Raw genomic sequence first — 16,604 nt, forward strand, 5'->3', positions numbered from 1 at the left:
CGCTGAATCAGCAGCAGCAGGTGGACGAGGAGGACGAGCAGCACATGGTGCCGCCGCTGGAGGCACCCATCTCCGGCAGGGCGGCGGCGTCGCCGACCTCCAGCACCGACAGCTCCTCGACGTCGACCGCCGGGACCTCGGCCGACTCGACCTGCGGGGTGTTCACGGACTCGCTCATCTGTGGATCTCCATGGGATCTCGTCGGTTCGCTCCGGGAGCGGGCCCGTTCGGGCCGCGTTCCGGACTCCGCGCGGCGGGCGCCGGCGGAGCGGGGCCGGCCCGGGAGGGCCGGCGCTCACCCCTGACGGGGGAGGTCTGTGGGGGGGATCAGCCGATCCCGGGGAATGGGCCGCACGGGCGGCCGGATGTTCGGCCGGCCTGCGGCGGGGGCGCCCGGTCGGGCCGGGCGGGCACCCGGTTCGGCTACGCGGGCGCCTGGTCGGACAGTTCGGCGACCAGCAGGACACCGGTGTCCAGGCCGTCCAACTGCGCTGCCATGTCGAGCAGTTCCTGGTCGTGCACCCGCGGCCAGCGCACCGCGAAGCCGTGGGCGGCCGCGGCGTGCGCCAGACCGCAGCGCAGCCCGTCCAACACCGCCGGGTCGGTCTGCGGCTCGCCGGCGAGCGCGCACCAGAAGGATCCGTCCGGCCCTGTGGCCGGCGTGCCGAGGGCGGCCGCGAAGGCCTCGGCGAAGGCGTGGCCGTGGTACGCCCGGCCACCGAGCGGGAGGAGGACCCGGCCGTACCGGCCCGCCGTCCGCTCCAGCGCGAACCAGCGGCCCTCCGCCAGCGGCGGCCCGACCCGCTCGGCGAGCTCCGGCAGCAGGGTGGCGCAGGCGCGCTCGTACCCGCTCACCGGGGCGGCCGTCGTCCCGGCCGCCGTCCCGGTGACGGTCACGCCGCGGCCGCCGTACGGTGGCCCGCCCAGAGCTCGATCAGCACGCTGAGCAGGAAGACCTCCTGCTCGGGGCCGAAGCCCAGCCGGTTGAGCGTCATGTGCAGGTGCGAGGCGAGGATCTCCGGCGGGCTGGAGCTCAGCGTCCCGGCCCGGGCGGCGTCCCGCCAGACGTCCATGGCGGCGCCCAGCCGCTCCGCCCACCGGTCGGCGGCCCGGCCGGCACCGGGCAGGGCGCCCGGCCCGCCCGGGAAGCGTTCGGCGAGCAGTCCCGCGGAGCGCAGCGACGCCTCGCGGGCGGCGAGCGGGTTCATGCCCGGGTGCTCGGCGCGCCCGGCCCAGGTCAGCCAGGAGGTGCGCAGTCCGCGCAGGAACCGCTCCTGGGAGACCTGGTCCGGGTCGGCCGCGCGGACCGCCGCCGCGATCGCGAGCAGGGCGAAGGAGACCCGGGCGTTCCAGCTCGGACGGGTCCGCAGAACGGCCGTCACCAGCTCGCTGCTGTCGCCGAACAGCGACTCGCTGAGCCCCAGCCGGGCCGGACCACCGTAGCGGTCGGTCTCCGGGGTGTACGGCTCGCGGTGCACCCCGCCCGGTCGCAGCTCGGCCAGCGGCAACGCCTCGAAGCCGTCCGCGCCGCCCTCGCCGGCCTTGGCGATCGGGCCGGTGCTCCGGTGGTACTGCTCGGTGCTCATCCGCTCGCCGTCCGGGATGCCGGCGTTGACCGGGGCCAGCCGTTCGGCGAGCGCCGCCGTGACGCCGGGCTCGGCCGACTCGTCCAGACCGGCGAGCCGCAGCCGCAGGTGCGGCCCGTGCTGCCAGTACCGGATGAAGAACCAGCCGGTGATCGCGCCGTCGGCCCGCAGCTCGCGCACCACCGGTTCGACCACGTCCAGCAGGACGGTGTCCACCAGCGCCGGTACGGCGGAGTCGAGGTGGAGGTGCCAGCAGCTCCAGCGGGGGCTGCCGCCCGGGGTGGCGGTCATGACCGCAGGTCCAGCATCGGCTCGCGGAACCGGCCGGTGCCGCAGACCACCTGGAAGACGGCGGTCTGGTCGCGGTCCAGCTCCAGCGTGCGGGCGATCCGCACCTCGTCGAAGGCGCGGGCCGGCCGGGCGTACATGCCGTACGCCGCTGCTCCGAGCACCAGGCCCTGCGCCGACCAGCCGCACGCGTACTGCAGCAGCTTCCACGCGCTGGGCCCGAACTCGGCGAACAGCGCGCGCAGGTCGGCGGTGAAGGTCCAGACGAAGGTGGCGTGCCGCACCGGGCAGTCGTTGCCGCCGCTCAGCGGGTACCCGAACTGGGAGTCCAGCGCGGCGTGCACGCCGGGCCGGGCGAGGTGCCCGGTGAGCCGGTTGTCCTCGACGCGGTGGATGCCGTCCGGCAGCCCCTCGACGTCCTGGGCGCAGAGGGTGAGCCGGACGTGTCCGGCGACGGCGGCGAGCAGCGGGGACGGCGGCGGCGCGCAGGCCAGCGCCAGGCTGTCGGCGACGGCCGCGTACGGCTGGGGCGCCCGGACGCCGGAGAAGCCTCCGACCCCTTCGGGGGTGCGCCCGGCCGTACGGTTCCAGAGCACCTCGGCCCAGCTCAGGCCGTTGCCCTCGACCGGGTACGGGCCGGTGCCGGTGACCTCGCCCGCCGGGGCGGGCGCGCCGGACGGCCGGGTCATCCGGTCGATCCGCAGCACCCGGTCCAGTGCCGGGTCGCCGGTCGGCGCCGGCCGGTCGGTGCCGGGGCGCCAGCGCGGGGTCGCGCCGTCCAGCCGGACCGCGACCGGGTAGGCCCAGCCCTCGGCGGGCCGGATGCCGATCCGCTCGGCCAGGCCCTCGGGGTCGGGGGTCGGCAGTTCCAGCTCCGCCCGGACCCCGAACAGCTGGGCCGCGAGGTACAGGCTGCGCAGGTTGTGACCGATTTCGAGGTCCACCAGCGGGCCGCGCAGCAGCGCGTACTGCGGTGGCAGGTCGGTGTGCCGCCCGGCCAGCACCACGGTGGTGCCGTGCTCGCCGTCGGCGGCGGGGGTGCCCTCGACGTCCAGGAGCGCGTGGCGCTGGACGTCCAGGTAGCGGGTGGCGCCGTCCTGCAGCAGGTAGGGGCGGACCGGGAACTTGCTGCGGACCGACGGCACGACGCGGTGGTCGTTGAAGGAGTTCGACGGCTCCCGGCGCTGCAGGCCGAACGCGGTGACCAGCAGGTGGTCCAGGGTGTCCTCACCGGCCGCCGGCCCGTCCGCCGGCCCGAGGCCGGCGGGGAAGGGGGTGCGGCGCAGCAGCCGGGAGGTTCCGAGGGCGAGCGGGCGGCCGGCGTCGGGGCGGACCGCTGCGGGGAGCTGCCCGCTGGTGGTGCCGATCGAGGGGTCGATCTGCGGGCCCGGGGCGACGAAGGCCTTGCCGGCGCCCTGTTCGAAGGCGAAGCGGCGCAGTTCCCGCAGCTCTTCCGTGCCGTGCGGGGCGTCGGTGGGCCGCGCTTCGGCGGTGCCGTGCGGGGTCTCGGTGCCGTGCGCTTCGGCGGTGCCGTGCGGGGCTGTGGTGCGGCGCGCTTCGGCGGTGCCGGGCAGAGCGCCGCGTTCGAGTGTCAGGCTCATCGGTCCTCCTCTCACGGGAACGGGTGGGGGTCGAGCGGAAGGTCGTCGGCGGTGACCGGGCGGCCGTCGACCAGGAGGCCGTCGGTCAGCCTGGTGAGGCCGAGCAACCGCTGGTTGGCGTGGCCGAAGGTCATCGGCAGCGTGCCGGGGACGATCACCTTGGCGGCGGCCAGTCCCAGGTCGCGGTGGTCCCGGGTGGACTGGTCGACGACGATCGCGGTGTCCATTCCGGCGTCGGCGTACAGGCCGAGCACGGTCTCCAGCGAGGCCCGTACGTCGGGCCGCGCGCCGGCCGCCGGACGCAGGGCGTCGGGCCAGCCGGGGAAGGCCTCGTCCAGCCGGACGACCGGCCCGCCCAGCACCTCGGTGACGCGGGGCAGCAGCTCGGGCCGCTTGTAGAGCTGGTAGTGGTCGTCGAGCACGCGCACCTCGAACGGGTCGGCGATCATCCGCTCCACCGCCGCCGGGTCGAACGGCACCCGCTCGTGGACCAGTTGCGCCAGTTCCCACAGGCCGGCCTCGACCGCGGCCTCCGGGTCCGGGTGGGTGCCGGCCGCGGAGTAGCTGGCGGGGAACAGCCCGTCCCGGTGGACGGCCAGCACCCACACCGAGGGCAGCGGGACGTCCTGGCTCGCCGCCAGCAGGTGCACGTCGTAACCGCGCGAGCGGATCAGGCCGATCAGCTCCCGGCTGCGCTCCCGGCGCACCGACGCGGGGTCGATGGCCGGCAGCGGGCGCCGCCGGTGCCAGGCGAGCAGGAACGCGTCGCGCTCGGTGACCTCGAAGAGGGCGTGCAGCGCCGCCTCCTCCAGGCTCGCGCCGAGCGCGCAGCCGCTGGAGGACTCCAGGAAGTGGATCTTCCGGTCGCCCTCCCGCTGCAGCTTGTACTGGTAGAAGCCGACCTCGGCCGGAACCAGCACCGGCTCGCCGGTGGGGATGCGGTGGCCCCAGACCCAGTCGGTCGGGGTCTGCGGCGCGTACGGCAGCACCCGGCAGTAGGGGTGGGCGAGCTGTCGCGCGGTGTGCCCGCCCAGCGTGGCCGGGTCCAGCGCGGGCAGGTCGATGCCCTGGTAGGCCAGGTTCCTGACGACCCGTCCCGTGCCGTACGGGAAACCGCCGATCCGCTCGTACATCTCCAGGATGGCGACGGGATCGCTCTCCCGGTAGGTGGCGCCGCGGCCGTGCCCCGCGCCGACCGGTCCGCCCGGCATCACGGCGTTGCTCATCGCGAACGGGGCCTGGGTCTCCCGCTGCACCCCGACGAAGGGGCCGAAGCGGGCGTCGACGGTCCGCCGGTGCAGCTCGTCGGCGGGCATCGGCAGGCCGGGGCGCTCGCGCAGCGGCAGCTGCTGCGGCGACGGGCGGTCGGCGAGCACCAGGGGCTCCGGCGTCCGGACGGGCGGCGCGGCGGTGCGGTCGTGCGGCATGCCCGCGTCCCCGCAGACCGGACAGGCGTGGTACCGGGCGATCCGGTGGCGGCGCAGTCCGCCCGGACGGACGGACAGCAACTCGCCCGGGGCCAGGGGGGTTCCGGCGGTCAGCGCGGCCCGGGCCAGCAGCGGGAGCAGCGGCGACGCGCCGGTGCCGGAGCGCCGGGCACCCCACTCACGGACGATCGGGTGGCCGCCGGCGATCGGCGCGGCGAGTCGCTCCCGCGCCTCGGCGCAGCCCGCGCAGGAGGGCGCGGGCGCGGCCGCGTCCCACAGCGGGCCGATCTGCACCTCGTCCGGGAGGACCCGGACGGAGAGCAGCGGCACCCCGGCCTCGCGGGCCGCCGTCCAGGCGGCGCGCTCGGCCTCGGTGTCCCAGCCCTCGGTCACGCTGAGGCGGGCACCGTGCAGCTCGGCGAACTCCGCCCAGGGGGTGGACGGTTCGGTGATCGTCAGGACAGCCATACCGGCCCCCAGCACAGCTTCTGCTCCCCGGCCAGCGGGTCGGCGACGACACGGACCCCGAGCGGACGCACGCCGTGCGCGTGGCAGTACGCCTCGATGTCCCCGGCCAGCGCGTTCAGCTCCGGCTCGGCCATCAGGTCGATCAGTTCGGTTCCGGGCGCCGGGTCGACGGTGCCGGGGTGACCGGCCTGTCCGGCCCGGCGGGCACCGTGGGCCGCGGCCAGCGCCAGGCCGGCGGCCCGGTCGGTGCTGTCGCCCCACGCGGAGCCCAGCACCGCGCCGGTACGGGCGTCCGCCACGGTGACGGTGCACCAGGGGCCGGCGAGTCCGGCGGGGCGGCCGAGCGTGAGCACGACCGGCTGGTCCTCGTACTCCTCCAGGGTGCGCCAGAACCGCAGGGTGTCGTGGTCGGTGATGTCGTCCCAGCCCAGGACGGTGGCCGGCGCCGCGGCCGAGCGGGCCAGGATCCGCAGGACACCGTCCAGCAGCCAGCGCGCCTCGGTGGTTCCGGCGGCCGACACCGAGCGCTCCAGGAGACGGATCCCGGGCGGGTACGGCACGGCGGCCAGGACGCGCAGCCCGGCGAGGATCGCCTGGACGGCGGCGGAGCCGTGGTCGATGCCGCGGCGGACGAGGGGCGTGCCGAAGTCGGGGGTGAGGCCTTCGAGGACGGCCAGCGCGGACGGGAGCTGCGGCAGGTCGTCGGGGGCGATCCACCGGAACGGGCCGGTCCAGGGTGCGAACAGCGGCAGCGAGTCGGTGAGCACCTCCTCGGTCACGACCGGCGCGAGCCCCGACGGGTCGGCGTCACCGAGGCTGCGGATGCCGCTCCACTCGGCCTGGCCCGTCCCGGCCAGCACGGCCTCGTCGGTCTCCAGCGCGGGGCCGTGCACCACCGAGACGGAGCTCTCCGGCGTGCCGAGGCCGATGTGCTGGAAGGCCCGGTGGGCGGCGAGCGCGCCGGCCATGATGGCGCCGGTGGGCGACGGTACGGTCCGCGCCTGGTCGCCCTGGCGGATCACCGCACGCTCGACCAGCCTGCTGTGCAGACCGCGCGCCTCGCCCGCCGTCCGCAGCGGGCCGACGACCTGGGGACCACCGGCCCTTGACGTGTCCGCGGTGGTCACCGGGACGATCGCGGCACCGGGCGCGAGGTCGGCGGTCGCGTCGACCGACGGCGCGGCGTCCACGACCACCGCCACGCAGGCACCGGACAGCAGTCCGGCGGCCTCGGCGGCGGAGGCGGGCAGCACGACGCGGTCGAGCTCCGGGTCGAGCAGCAGCAGCTCGGACGGGTCCGGGGCGCTCCCGTCCGTACCGGCCAGGACGACGCTGCCGAAGCCGGCCGCGGCCAGGCCGCGGGCCGCCGACTCGGCGGCGGGCCCCCGGCCGAGGACGACCGCCCGGCCCTCGCGCACCCGGCGGAAGGCGGTGTACGGGTCGTCGCTGCGGGTCTCCAGGTAGGCGAGCGAGTCGCCGTACGCGGCGCGCTCGTCCGGCCCGGGCTCCGGGGTGTCCAGCCGGTCGAGGTCGAACAGCAGCTCGCGCAGGAGGAGCTGCCCGGCCACCCAGCGCACGACACCGCGGGTCTTCTCGGCGCCGGCCGCCGCGACCAGTTCGTCCTCGGTGGCGCCGCGGTCCAGCAGCGGGGTCAGCCGGTCGACCAGCTGGAACAGGCTCGCCGGGCCGGCCAGCAGGAACGCCCCCTTGGCGGCGGAGACGTACACGCCCTTGCTGACCGGTGCGTAGTGCACGCCGGGGCGGGATCGCACGCCGCGGAGCGGCAGCGGAGAAGGTGCGGCAGACATCGGTCCTCGATCGCGGGTCGGATCAGGCGGATCAGATCGGGTCAGGTCGGGTGGGGCGCGGCCGGGCCGGGCTCCGGCGGGGCTCCGCGGTCACTCCCAGCGGAGGTCGCCGTGGCCGCCGTCCTTGCCCGGCTTGTGCGCGACCGGCTTCGGGACGAGGTGCAGCGGGTCGGCGTCCGGCCCGGCCGCCTGCACGGTGATGGTGGCGGCAGCGGCGGCGGTGGCGGCAGCGGCGGTGGTGGCGGCGGACGCCGGGCCGGCCATGACGGCGGTGGCGAGAGCGGTCAGAACGAAGCAGGAAGCAAGGCGCTTGCCCATGGTGTTTTCCCCCGTTGTGTCGATCGCCGGATCACGGCGTCGTACGTTCCCTCAGGCTCCTGCGCCGTTCCCGGCCGGGAGCCGCACCTGCTTTCCGGTGCAGCTCCACATTGGCCCGCCGATCGGGGGGATCTCCACCCAGCGCCCCTGTCATAAAGTTGCAGCGCAGTGAAATCACTATGATCAAACGGGGGCAATCATGGTCTTTCCGGACATCCTTCCATCACTTTCAGGCCGTCTCGACGAGACCGCGGCGAGGGTGTTCACCTGGGCCGTCAGGCACGGCCGGCTGGACGAACGGGCGGCCGACGAGCTCGGCCTGACCCCCGAGCAGCTGGAACGGGCGACCGACGACCTCTCCGCACTCCACCTGCTACGCCCCGCCCCCGACGGCTCCTCGGCGCTGATCGCCACCAACCCCGAGCTCGCCGCCGCCGAACTGATCGGCCCCATCAACGCCGTCCTGCAGGCACGCCAGCAGCAGGCCGCCCAGGTGCGGACCGAACTGCTCGGACTGGTGCCCTTCTATTACGAGATGCGGCGCGAGCGCAGCAGCGCCGAGGCGATCGACGTGATGGAGAACCCCGACGACGTCCGCGCCATGTTCCAGGAGCTGGCCGCGAACTGCCGTACGGAGGTGTTCAGCGCCCACCCGGGCATCGGCTCCACCGAGGGCATGACGGACGCGCTCGCCCGCAACCTCGAACTGCTCGAACGCGGCGTGCGGATGCGGGCGCTGTACCAGCACACCGTCCGCGTCAACCCGGCCATGCAGAGCTACGCCAGCCAACTCACCGCCTCCGGCTGCGAGTTGCGCACCGACAACGAGATCGTCGACCGGGTCGTCATCGTGGACCGCGAGGTGGCGTTCATCCCCCGGACGGGGATCGGCGCGCCCGCCGGCGCCGTCATGGTGCGCGAGCCCGCCCTCGTCGACTACATCTACCGTTCGCTGGAACAGTGCTGGGGCCGGGCCATGCCGTTCGACCAGGAGGAGACCCGCAGCGTGGTCGCGGGCTACGGCGAGGCCGGCGCGGCGATCAAGCGCTCCATCGCCCGGATGCTCGCCGAGGGCAGCACCGACGAGCAGGCCGCCCGGCGCCTGGGCATGTCCGTCCGCACCTGCCGCCGGCACATCGCCGAGCTCATGGACAGCCTGGGCGCGGACAGCCGCTTCCAGGCCGGCGTCCTCGCCGAACGGGCGGGCGTCGTCACCGCGTCGGCCGCCTGAGCGGACCGCCGTCCGCCGCCCGGGACCGCGGCACCGGCCCCCGGGCCGCCCCGGGCCGGACCGCCGCACCGGCCCGGCCCGGCCCGACGGCCGGGGCTCCCGGCCGTGACCAGGGCCACGGCCCCCGTCACAGCAGCGCGTAGAGGGCCGAGGCGTCGTCGTGCGCCTTGCCGCGCGGCCAGCGCTCGCATGCGGTGTCCGTCCGCTCGACCGCCCGCACCTGGGCGATCAGCTCGCCCGGGCCCGACTCGGCGAGCAGCCGCAGCGCGTCGGCCCAGCTGCCCAGGCCGAAGCGCTCGGTGTAGCGCGAGGCGCCGTCGGTCAGCGCGGCCACCGCGTGCAGCCGCTCCGCGTCGACGAAGCCGGTCTCGGCGTACCGGGCCGCCTTCGGACTGGCGGCCGCGATCCACGGGCCGTTGCCGGTGTTCCGGGCGGCGCGGACGGCCAGCACGTACTCCAGGTGCAGCGCGGCGCGCTCGGCCGAGCCGGGCACCGTCGACCAGACCTGCCGGCGCAGCTCCTCGCCGCCGGGGAAGCGCTGGTTGTCGCCGATGACCTTCGGCGGGCCGTCCTTGAACTGGAGCACCAGCAGCGAGTCCCCGAGCACCAGGTACTCCAGCGCGGCGCCGTGCCGGCGGGCCGCCACCACCATGGCGGCCGGCGTGTTGGGGTGGCCGAGGTCGCAGCGGCCGCCGTGCAGCGCGGCGGTCTCCGCGATGGCGTCGGCCAGGCACTCCCCGATCGACCGGTCCGCGCGGTCGGTGAGTCTGGCCAGCAGGTGCACCCCCAACCGCCGCACGTACCAGGGGGTGCCGTGGCGGCACCCGGACTCCAGGCCGGTCGGCGAGCTCGAACCGTCGAGCAGTACGAGCGCCTCCGGCGAGGCCGCCGCGAAGTCCTCGCTCTCGCGGTCCGGCCGCCGTGCTTCCCCTGCGAGCTGTACCTGCATCCCGACAGTGTGGCCGCCGGGCGGGGCGCAGGCCCAGACCCGTGCACGCGGCACGCGGATCCGTCCCGGTGGCAGTGGGGGAAATTCGGCCATACCGTCGGATACCGAGTGGACAATTCGGCCAATCAGGGCCTGTCGGGTTTGGGATCTCCTTCGAGGGGCCCGGCCCTCCGGGGCTGACGGGCCTCCCCGGACTGGCGAGGAGCGAGAAATGGTCTGGCAGTTCTTCGTGCTACTGGCCGCCTCGATCGGCTTCCCGATCGCCGCACTGCTCTTCCTGATCGGCGGACCCCGCTTCCCCGACGAGCAGCCCGACCGTCGCTGAGCCCGGCCCCTGCGGCCCGACTCCTGCGGCCCGTCGCCGGACTCCCGCCCCCGAAGGCCCGGCAACGCCCCTACCGGACGGGCGGGGCCCAGCCGGGGTCGCGGCCGAGAAGCGCCAGCACGCGGTCGAACGACCCCGCCCCGCGGGGCCACTGACGAGGCTTCCGGAAGGCGGCCCCCGGCACCCGGTCCTCGGGCGCGGCCGGCACCAGCACGGCCGCCGAGAGCAGGGCGGACGCCAGCCACTCGTCGGCGTCCACCGCCCCGGCGACCTCCTTCGGCGTGCCCAGGGCGGCCGCGACGTCCCAGGCGTGCACCAGGGTGTCCAGCAGGTGGAAGCCGACGGCCTGGCGCAGCGGGAAGGCGGCGCCGTCGCGGATCTCCGGCAGCCAGAGTCCGTGCCCGGCGCGCGGCGCGGCGTGCGCCTCGGCGAAGGCCGCCGTCAGCTCCCCGGCCGAGAGCCGGAACGCGCCCGCCGGATCACCGTCGACCGGGACGTCCCGCCAGAGCGCCGGGTCGGGCCCGGCGCCCCGGGCGGCCGCGGCGAAGCCCCGGTGCTGGCCGACCACGTGCTCCAGCAGCCGGCGGAGCGTCCAGCCGGCGCAGGGCGTCGCCAGCACCAACTGCTCGGGCTGGACGGTGGCCACCACCTTGCCGGCCAACTCCAGCGACCTGGTGTGCAGTTCGAGCAGGATCATGCCGCGCCGACCTCCCGTCCGGCCGCCTGCGCGGTCTCCCCGCCGGCGGGGGGAGCGGCCGCCAGGAAGCCGACGGCGTTGTCCACGACGGTGGGCTCGGTGAGGATCCGGCGGTGGCCGAGGCCCCGGGTGACGATCAGGTCGAGCCGGTCCCCGTACGCGGCCTTGAGCCGGTGGGCGTGGGCGAGGGGGACCACGTCGTCGTCCTCGTCGTGCGCGACCAGGATCGGCAGGCCGAGCTCCTCGGGCCTGCGGGCGGCGTCGAAGTACGCGCCGACGTCGGCGACGCCGGGGAACATCTCGTGGTTCATCAGCCACCGCAGCCGCCGCTCGACCACGGCGTTCAGCCCGGCCCGGGCGCAGAAGGCGGCCGGCATGAAGGAGACCTCGCCGACCCCGGCGAGGGCCACCAGCCGCCCGGCCCGCAGGCCGCCGCGCAGGGCGAGGAAGGCGGCGTTGACGCCGAGCGAGTGCGCGACCAGCGCCTCGAAGTCGCCGTAGCGCTCCTGGAGCCGGACGGCGATGTCACGGTGGTCGAGCACGGTGGAGGTGCGGCCGCCGGAGTCGCCGTGCCCGGGGGCGTCGTAGGCGACCGGGCTCAGTCCGAGCGCCCGGAGCCGGGGGACGAAGTCCGCGAACCGCGAGGCGCGGGACTGCCACCCGTGCAGCAGCAGGACGGGCCGGGTGCCGTCGCCCCAGCGGTAGACCACCACGCGCTCGCCGTGGTGGGACAGCTCCTCGGTGACGGCGCTCCGGTGGACCTCGCGCTCGCGGATGCGCACCCGGCCGCGCCCGACGGGGTGGCGGAACAGCCGGAACGCGGCCCGGCCGGCCAGGCCGGGGGCGATCAGCGAGGTGGCGTTGAGGGTGGTGCGGATCAGTGTGACGGCCGGGTCCATCGGGTCTCCCTGTCGGTGCTGACGGGTCTGCCTGGGTGCGGGGGCCGAACTCGGGGAGATATTAGCACGACCGTTCGTGCAGTTTTATGGGCGCAGACCTGCGTCTCCTCCGCCCGGGCGTACCGGGCGTACCGGGCGTACCGGGCGTCAGACCAGCTCGGAGGCCCCCGGGTCGGTCGCCTCGGCCCGCAGCAGGCGCAGCACCGCGCGCCCGGCCCGGTCGTACGGGGTCTCCTCGTCGAACAGCAGCGCCTGCGAGTTGGCCGCCTCCATCACCGCGACCAGCGCGAAGACGAGGTCCTCCAGGTCGGCGTCGGCCCGCAGCCCGCCCGTCGCCCTGGCCTGCGCCAGCGTGTCGAGCAGCAGCTCGTGCCACTCCCGCGCGCAGCCGGCCAGCGCGTCGCGCAGCGGGCCGGGGCGGGCGTCGAACTCGGCGGTCACCTCGAAGAAGAAGCAGCCGCCCTCGAAGACCCGGACCCGCGAGTACGCGAGCCAGCTCTCGCAGAGCGCCCGGGCCCGGCCGAGGCCCGGGGCCACGCCCTGCACGGGAGCGACCACCGCGTCCGAGAAGATTCGCCGGGCGGCCCGGACGGTCGCCAGCTGGAGCTCCTCCTTGGAGCCGAAACCGGCGAACACCCCGCTCTTGCTCAGCCCGAGGTCGGTGGCCAGCCGGCCGATCGACAGCGCGTCCAGGCCTTCGACGGAGGCGATCTCGACGGCCCGCGACAGCACCGCCCGGCGGGTCTCCTCGCCGCGCACGACCCGCCCGTCGGCGCGTCCGTCGGCGCGGACGGCCGTGCGTCCCTCGGTGCGTCCGTCCTTGACCGAACCGCTCACGGTCCACCTCAGCTGTCCGTCGTGGCGGGAGCGCCGCCGGGCGGCCCACAGTCGTGAGCCGCCCGGTGCGCCTGCGTCCAGCCAGGGTATAGCGGTCGCCACTCCCACCCGCCCGCCCGGCGTCACCCGGCCGGGACGGCGAGGGCGGGTGCCCGCAGGGCCTGCCTCGCCGGCAGGGTGGTGGCGGCCAGGGCCAGCACCGCGGCCAGCGCGAGCACCCCGGCGTATCCGGTCCAGCCCCAGGCCACCCCGGCCGCGCCCGTCATGCCGAGACTGAAGGCGGTGAGCACCGCGAAGGCGATCGCCGAGCCGACGGTGACACCGGTGACCACCACCGCGGCCGACTCCAACCGCAGCATTCCGAGGACCTGGCGGCGGGTGGTGCCGGTCAGCCGGAGCAGGGCGAACTCCCGGCGGCGGTCCGCGGTGGCCATGGCCAGGGTGTTCACGACCGAGATCGCGGTGAAGCCGAGCACCAGGGCCATCCCGAGGTAGTTGGCCTCGGCGCCGTTCTGCCGGGCCTCGGCCGCGATCTCCCCGGCCTGCGCCCGGTCGAGCACCCGCACCCCGGGGAAGCCGGCCACCGCCGCGGTCAGCCGCTCCCGGGTGACCCGGCCGTCGCCGGCCACCAGGACGGCCGCGGCGAGCGGGTTGTCGACGTGCCGGGCCAGCAGGGCGTGCGAGAGCGTGAGGTCGCCGAAGCCGAGGCCGCGGGCGTAGACGGCCCGGACGGTCAGGGTGGCGGGGGTGCCGTCGCCGAGGACCAGCCGGACGGTGGAGCCGGGGCGGACCCCGAGGGCGCCGGCCGCCGTCTCGCTGACCGCGAGGTCGCCGTCGCCGAAGTCCGCCAGCGTGCCCGCCGTGACGCCCGGGTCCCAGCTCGCCGCCAGTCCCCCGGTGGTCATGCCCTGCACGGTGTACTTCTCCAGGTCGATCCGGGCCGAGCTGCGGAGCACCTCGGTCGCCGCGGTGACGCCGGGGAGCTCCCGGACGGCCTGCGCCGCCCGGCCGGGCACCCCCGGCGCGCTCGCGGCCAGCGTCCACGGGGCCCGGACGCCGTCCTCGGCCTGCCGGGCGGCCGCTCCCCCGAGGGTGGACTCGGTGAACAGCACCGTGCAGACCATCGCGGTCAGCAGGGCCAGCGGCGCGGCGGCGGCGCCGAGCCGGCGGGACTCGGCCCGCAGGTTGGCGGCGGCCAGGTGGCCGCTCACCGGGAAGATCCGCAGCACCCCGCCGAGGACGGCGGACGCGCCCCGGGCCAGCACCGGGCCGAGCAGCGAGACCGCGACGGCCAGCACCACCACGGCGGCGAAGGTCACCGGGGTGGCCGCCTTCTCGGTGTCCAGCGCGGCGAGGACGGCGACCAGGACGATGCCGCCGGCCAGCACCACCACGCCCGCCACCGCCCGCGCCCACCCGGCGCCCGGCACCTCGACCGCGGCCTCGGACAGCGCCTGGCCGGGGCGGATCCGGGACGTCCGGCGGGCCGAGATCCGGGCGGCGGCCCAGCCGGCCAGCACGGTCGCGGGCACCGCGGCGAACACCGGGAAGACGCTGAGCGTGTGGTGCAGGGTCTCCGGCACCGCGCCGAGGCCGACGAAGCCGTCGTACAGCCACCCGCCGGCCGGCAGCCCGGCCAGCGAGCCGAGCACGCCGGCGGCCAGACCCAGCAGCAGCGCCTCGCCGCCGATCATCTTCCGCACCTGCCCGGGTGTCGCCGCCACCGCGCGGAGCAGGGCGATCTCCCGGCCCCGCTGCTGGATCATCAGGGCGAAGGTCCCGCTGACCACGAGGACGGCCACCAGCAGCGCGGTGCCGCCGATCGCGGCGCCCATGCTGACCAGCTTCACCCGGGCACCGGCGGCGTCCGGGAACTCCGCCTGCCCGCGGTCGGCGCCGCGGTGGACGACGGCGTTGCCGCCGGCCAGCGCCGGGGCGAGGTCGCGGGCGAGCTTCGCCGGGTCGGTGCCGGGCGCCGGCAGGACGGCGATCGCGGCGGCTCGGCCGGGCCGGTCGGCCAGCCTCCCGGCCTCGGCCGGGCTGAAGAACAACGCGCTCTGACTGGTCAGTCCGCCGCCCCGGGCGGCGGCGATGCCGGAGATCCGGTAGGCGGCCGGCGTCTGCGTGGAGCGGACGGTCAGCCGGTCGCCGACGTGCAGTCCGGCCCGGGCGGCGAGGCCCGCGTCGACCACCAGCTCGTCGTCGGCGCCCGGCGCCCGGCCCTCGGTGAGGGTGAACGGGGTCAGCTCGGCGGAGGCCCAGGAGTGCCCGTACCCGGGGAGCCGGTCGACGGCCACCGGCTGGGCGGGGAAGGTGAGTTCGGGAACGACGGCGCGGACGCCCGGCACGGCGGCGATCCGGTCGGCCAGGGCGGCGGGCAACCAGGCCCGCTCGGCGAGCGGCTTGGCCTTCTCCTTGGCCTTGGTCTTCCCGTTGCCCTTGTCCTTGACGACCGTCTGGTGCACCTGCTGGTCACCGGCCACCACGAGGGGGGCGCCCGCGTACCGCTCGGTGCGGATCTCGCCGCGCAGGCCGGTCTCCAGCAGGGTGCCGCAGGCGGTGACGGTCAGGGCCGCGAAGAACAACGCGCAGAAGGCGCCCACGAAGCTCGACCGGCGGGCGTTCAGGCTCTGGAGTGCGTAGGAGAGCAGCATCAGGCCCGCACCCCCGGGCGCATCGGGGCGCGGCCCGCCCGGCGGGAACGGCACTGCGGACTGGGGTGACGGAGCGGCGTCGGCATGGCCCCACCCTCCCGCGCGGCAGGGCGCGGACGCAGTGCGGCGGTCCGGCGGATCCGGGCGGGGGTTAACCCCCTACTCGCCCCGGCGGTGCGCCCCCAACTCCGCTTCCAGCACGGCCGACTGCGCCAGCAGCCGCTCGTCGGCGCCGGCCGGGGCGACCACCTGGAGGCCCAGCGGCAGGCCGTCCGCCGCCGGTCCGGCCGGCAGGCTGAGCGCCGGCAGCCCGGCGAAGCTCCACGGCAGCGACATGGCCGCGTCACCGGTGGTCCCCAGCCCGGCCGGGGCCGGCCCGGTCGCCGCGGGCGTCAGGACGAGGTCCGCCCCCGAGGCCGCCCAGGCCTCGGCGAGCAGGCCGCACAGGTGCTCGCGGGCGTGCAGCGCCGCCTCGTAGTCCTCCGGCTGGACGGACTGGCCGTGCCGGATCCCGGCCGCCGTCTCCGCCCGGTAGAGACCGCCGAAGCGGACGAACCAGTCGGCGTGGGTACGGGCCAGCTCGAAGCGGTTGATCGTCCGCAGCAGGCCCAACAGCTCCGCGAGGTCGGCCGGAAGATCGACCCGACGGACCGTCAGTCCTGCTGCGGCCAGGTGCTCCAGCTGCTCCTCGAAGGCCTTCCGCGCCTGCGGACCGGCCTGCTCCAGACAGGGGCCGGCCGGCACCCCGAGGACGGGTGGCGCGGCGGCCCCTGCCGCCCGGGCCTCCTCGGCGCGCCAGTCGTCGCAGAGCAGCGGCGCCGCCAGCGCGGCGCCCGCGAGGTCCGCGGTGAACAGGCCCGGGGTGTCGAAGGTCGGCGAGTGCGGGATCACCCCGTCCATCGGGATCCGCCCGTGCGTCGGACGGAAGCCCACCACCCCGCAGTAGGCGGCGGGCCGGATCACCGAGCCGCCGGTCTGGATGCCGATCGCCAGCGGCACCAGCCCGGCCGCGACCGCCGCCGCCGACCCGCTGCTGGAACCGCCCGGGGTGTGTCCGGGGTGGTGCGGGTTGCGGGTCGGGCCGGGGGCGGTGCCCGCGAACTCGGCGGTCACCGTCTTGCCCGCGACCAGCACGCCCGCCGCCCGCAGCCGGTCCACCACGGCGGCCTGCGGCCCGGCCAGCACACCGGGCGGCAGGGCGGAGCCGGCGTGCGTCGGCAGGCCGTCCACGTGCACGATGTCCTTGATCCCGACCGCCACCCCGTACAGCGGCGGCGCGGTGGCCGGGTCGGGGTGGCGCGCGGCCAGCGCGCGCGCCTCGGCGTGCAGCCGCCCGGGCCGTCCGGGCTCGGGCACGAACGCGTGGAGCAGCGGGTCCACCTGCTCGATCCGGGTGCAGAGCCGGTCGACGTGGACGGACAGGCCGGGATCGCCGGCCCGCAGCCCGGCGGCCTCGCGGGCCAACGACCTTGGCCGGACCAGGGATTCGTCCATGCCGACCACAGTAGACCCGCCG

Annotated in this window: 14 protein-coding genes; 1 reads left to right on the forward strand and 13 read right to left on the reverse strand. The window is 76.3% G+C overall.

Features of this window, described 5'->3' with window-relative positions; all coding sequences use genetic code 11:
• Positions 1 to 7: 7 nt before the first annotated feature.
• The 7 genes from C2142_RS18245 to C2142_RS18275 form a co-directional block, all read right to left on the reverse strand.
• Positions 8 to 178, reverse strand: a complete 171-nt coding sequence (locus C2142_RS18245) for a thiazolylpeptide-type bacteriocin (protein WP_148643631.1) — start codon at positions 176 to 178, stop codon at positions 8 to 10.
• 245 nt (positions 179 to 423) lie between these two features.
• Entirely contained in the window at positions 424 to 897 is a 474-nt protein-coding gene (locus C2142_RS18250; RefSeq protein WP_148643632.1) for a hypothetical protein, read from the reverse strand.
• On the reverse strand, positions 894 to 1,877 hold the full coding sequence (locus C2142_RS18255; protein ID WP_148643633.1) for a thiopeptide-type bacteriocin biosynthesis protein: 984 nt from the start codon (positions 1,875 to 1,877) through the stop codon (positions 894 to 896). The genes C2142_RS18250 and C2142_RS18255 overlap by 4 nt, the downstream gene beginning before the upstream one ends.
• The gene (locus C2142_RS18260) at positions 1,874 to 3,475 is read right to left on the reverse strand and encodes a hypothetical protein (protein ID WP_148643634.1); all 1,602 of its coding nucleotides are present in this window, start codon (positions 3,473 to 3,475) and stop codon (positions 1,874 to 1,876) included. Before C2142_RS18260 ends, C2142_RS18255 begins: the two co-directional genes overlap by 4 nt.
• Positions 3,476 to 3,486: 11 nt before the next feature.
• Positions 3,487 to 5,370, reverse strand: a complete 1,884-nt coding sequence (locus tag C2142_RS18265) for a YcaO-like family protein (RefSeq protein ID WP_148643635.1) — start codon at positions 5,368 to 5,370, stop codon at positions 3,487 to 3,489.
• Complete coding sequence (locus C2142_RS18270; RefSeq protein WP_148643636.1) at positions 5,358 to 7,142, reverse strand: hypothetical protein; 1,785 nt, start codon at positions 7,140 to 7,142, stop codon at positions 5,358 to 5,360. The genes C2142_RS18265 and C2142_RS18270 overlap by 13 nt, the downstream gene beginning before the upstream one ends.
• Positions 7,143 to 7,268: 126 nt before the next feature.
• Positions 7,269 to 7,496, reverse strand: coding sequence for a hypothetical protein (locus C2142_RS18275; protein WP_153882791.1), 228 nt, complete (start codon positions 7,494 to 7,496; stop codon positions 7,269 to 7,271).
• Between the two features lie 259 nt (positions 7,497 to 7,755).
• Between C2142_RS18275 and C2142_RS18280 the strand changes: the two genes are divergently transcribed.
• Positions 7,756 to 8,727, forward strand: coding sequence for a LuxR C-terminal-related transcriptional regulator (locus tag C2142_RS18280; RefSeq protein ID WP_162002500.1), 972 nt, complete (start codon positions 7,756 to 7,758; stop codon positions 8,725 to 8,727).
• Between the two features lie 127 nt (positions 8,728 to 8,854).
• On the opposite strand, the gene C2142_RS18285 is transcribed toward C2142_RS18280, so the two are convergent.
• The 6 genes from C2142_RS18285 to C2142_RS18310 all read right to left on the reverse strand — a co-directional run bounded on the left by C2142_RS18285 (position 8,855) and on the right by C2142_RS18310 (position 16,582).
• Positions 8,855 to 9,676, reverse strand: coding sequence for an integrase (locus tag C2142_RS18285; RefSeq protein ID WP_148643639.1), 822 nt, complete (start codon positions 9,674 to 9,676; stop codon positions 8,855 to 8,857).
• Positions 9,677 to 10,071: 395 nt separating this feature from the next.
• On the reverse strand, positions 10,072 to 10,698 hold the full coding sequence (locus C2142_RS18290; protein WP_148643640.1) for a TIGR03086 family metal-binding protein: 627 nt from the start codon (positions 10,696 to 10,698) through the stop codon (positions 10,072 to 10,074).
• The gene (locus tag C2142_RS18295) at positions 10,695 to 11,597 is read right to left on the reverse strand and encodes an alpha/beta hydrolase (RefSeq protein WP_148643641.1); all 903 of its coding nucleotides are present in this window, start codon (positions 11,595 to 11,597) and stop codon (positions 10,695 to 10,697) included. Before C2142_RS18295 ends, C2142_RS18290 begins: the two co-directional genes overlap by 4 nt.
• 147 nt (positions 11,598 to 11,744) lie before the next feature.
• Positions 11,745 to 12,434 (reverse strand): TetR/AcrR family transcriptional regulator, encoded by a 690-nt coding sequence (locus C2142_RS18300; RefSeq protein ID WP_148643642.1) that lies wholly within the window; start codon positions 12,432 to 12,434, stop codon positions 11,745 to 11,747.
• 122 nt (positions 12,435 to 12,556) lie between these two features.
• Positions 12,557 to 15,088: an ABC transporter permease gene (locus C2142_RS18305; protein WP_148643643.1), complete on the reverse strand. Its 2,532-nt coding sequence runs from the start codon at positions 15,086 to 15,088 to the stop codon at positions 12,557 to 12,559.
• 159 nt (positions 15,089 to 15,247) lie between these two features.
• Entirely contained in the window at positions 15,248 to 16,582 is a 1,335-nt protein-coding gene (locus tag C2142_RS18310; protein WP_148643644.1) for an amidase, read from the reverse strand.
• Between the last annotated feature and the right edge of the window lie 22 nt (positions 16,583 to 16,604).

Origin of the sequence: Streptomyces sp. CB01881, from assembly GCF_002953255.1 — a bacterium.
Lineage (GTDB): Bacteria > Actinomycetota > Actinomycetes > Streptomycetales > Streptomycetaceae > Kitasatospora.

Coding starts and splice junctions, on each gene's coding strand:
- C2142_RS18245 (WP_148643631.1), bottom strand. CDS start 178: ATGAGCGAGTCCGTGAACACCCCGCAGGTCGAGTCGGCCGAGGTCCCG.
- C2142_RS18255 (WP_148643633.1), bottom strand. CDS start 1,877: ATGACCGCCACCCCGGGCGGCAGCCCCCGCTGGAGCTGCTGGCACCTC.
- C2142_RS18260 (WP_148643634.1), bottom strand. CDS start 3,475: ATGAGCCTGACACTCGAACGCGGCGCTCTGCCCGGCACCGCCGAAGCG.
- C2142_RS18265 (WP_148643635.1), bottom strand. CDS start 5,370: ATGGCTGTCCTGACGATCACCGAACCGTCCACCCCCTGGGCGGAGTTC.
- C2142_RS18275 (WP_153882791.1), bottom strand. CDS start 7,496: ATGGGCAAGCGCCTTGCTTCCTGCTTCGTTCTGACCGCTCTCGCCACC.
- C2142_RS18285 (WP_148643639.1), bottom strand. CDS start 9,676: ATGCAGGTACAGCTCGCAGGGGAAGCACGGCGGCCGGACCGCGAGAGC.
- C2142_RS18290 (WP_148643640.1), bottom strand. CDS start 10,698: ATGATCCTGCTCGAACTGCACACCAGGTCGCTGGAGTTGGCCGGCAAG.
- C2142_RS18295 (WP_148643641.1), bottom strand. CDS start 11,597: ATGGACCCGGCCGTCACACTGATCCGCACCACCCTCAACGCCACCTCG.
- C2142_RS18305 (WP_148643643.1), bottom strand. CDS start 15,088: ATGCTGCTCTCCTACGCACTCCAGAGCCTGAACGCCCGCCGGTCGAGC.
- C2142_RS18310 (WP_148643644.1), bottom strand. CDS start 16,582: ATGGACGAATCCCTGGTCCGGCCAAGGTCGTTGGCCCGCGAGGCCGCC.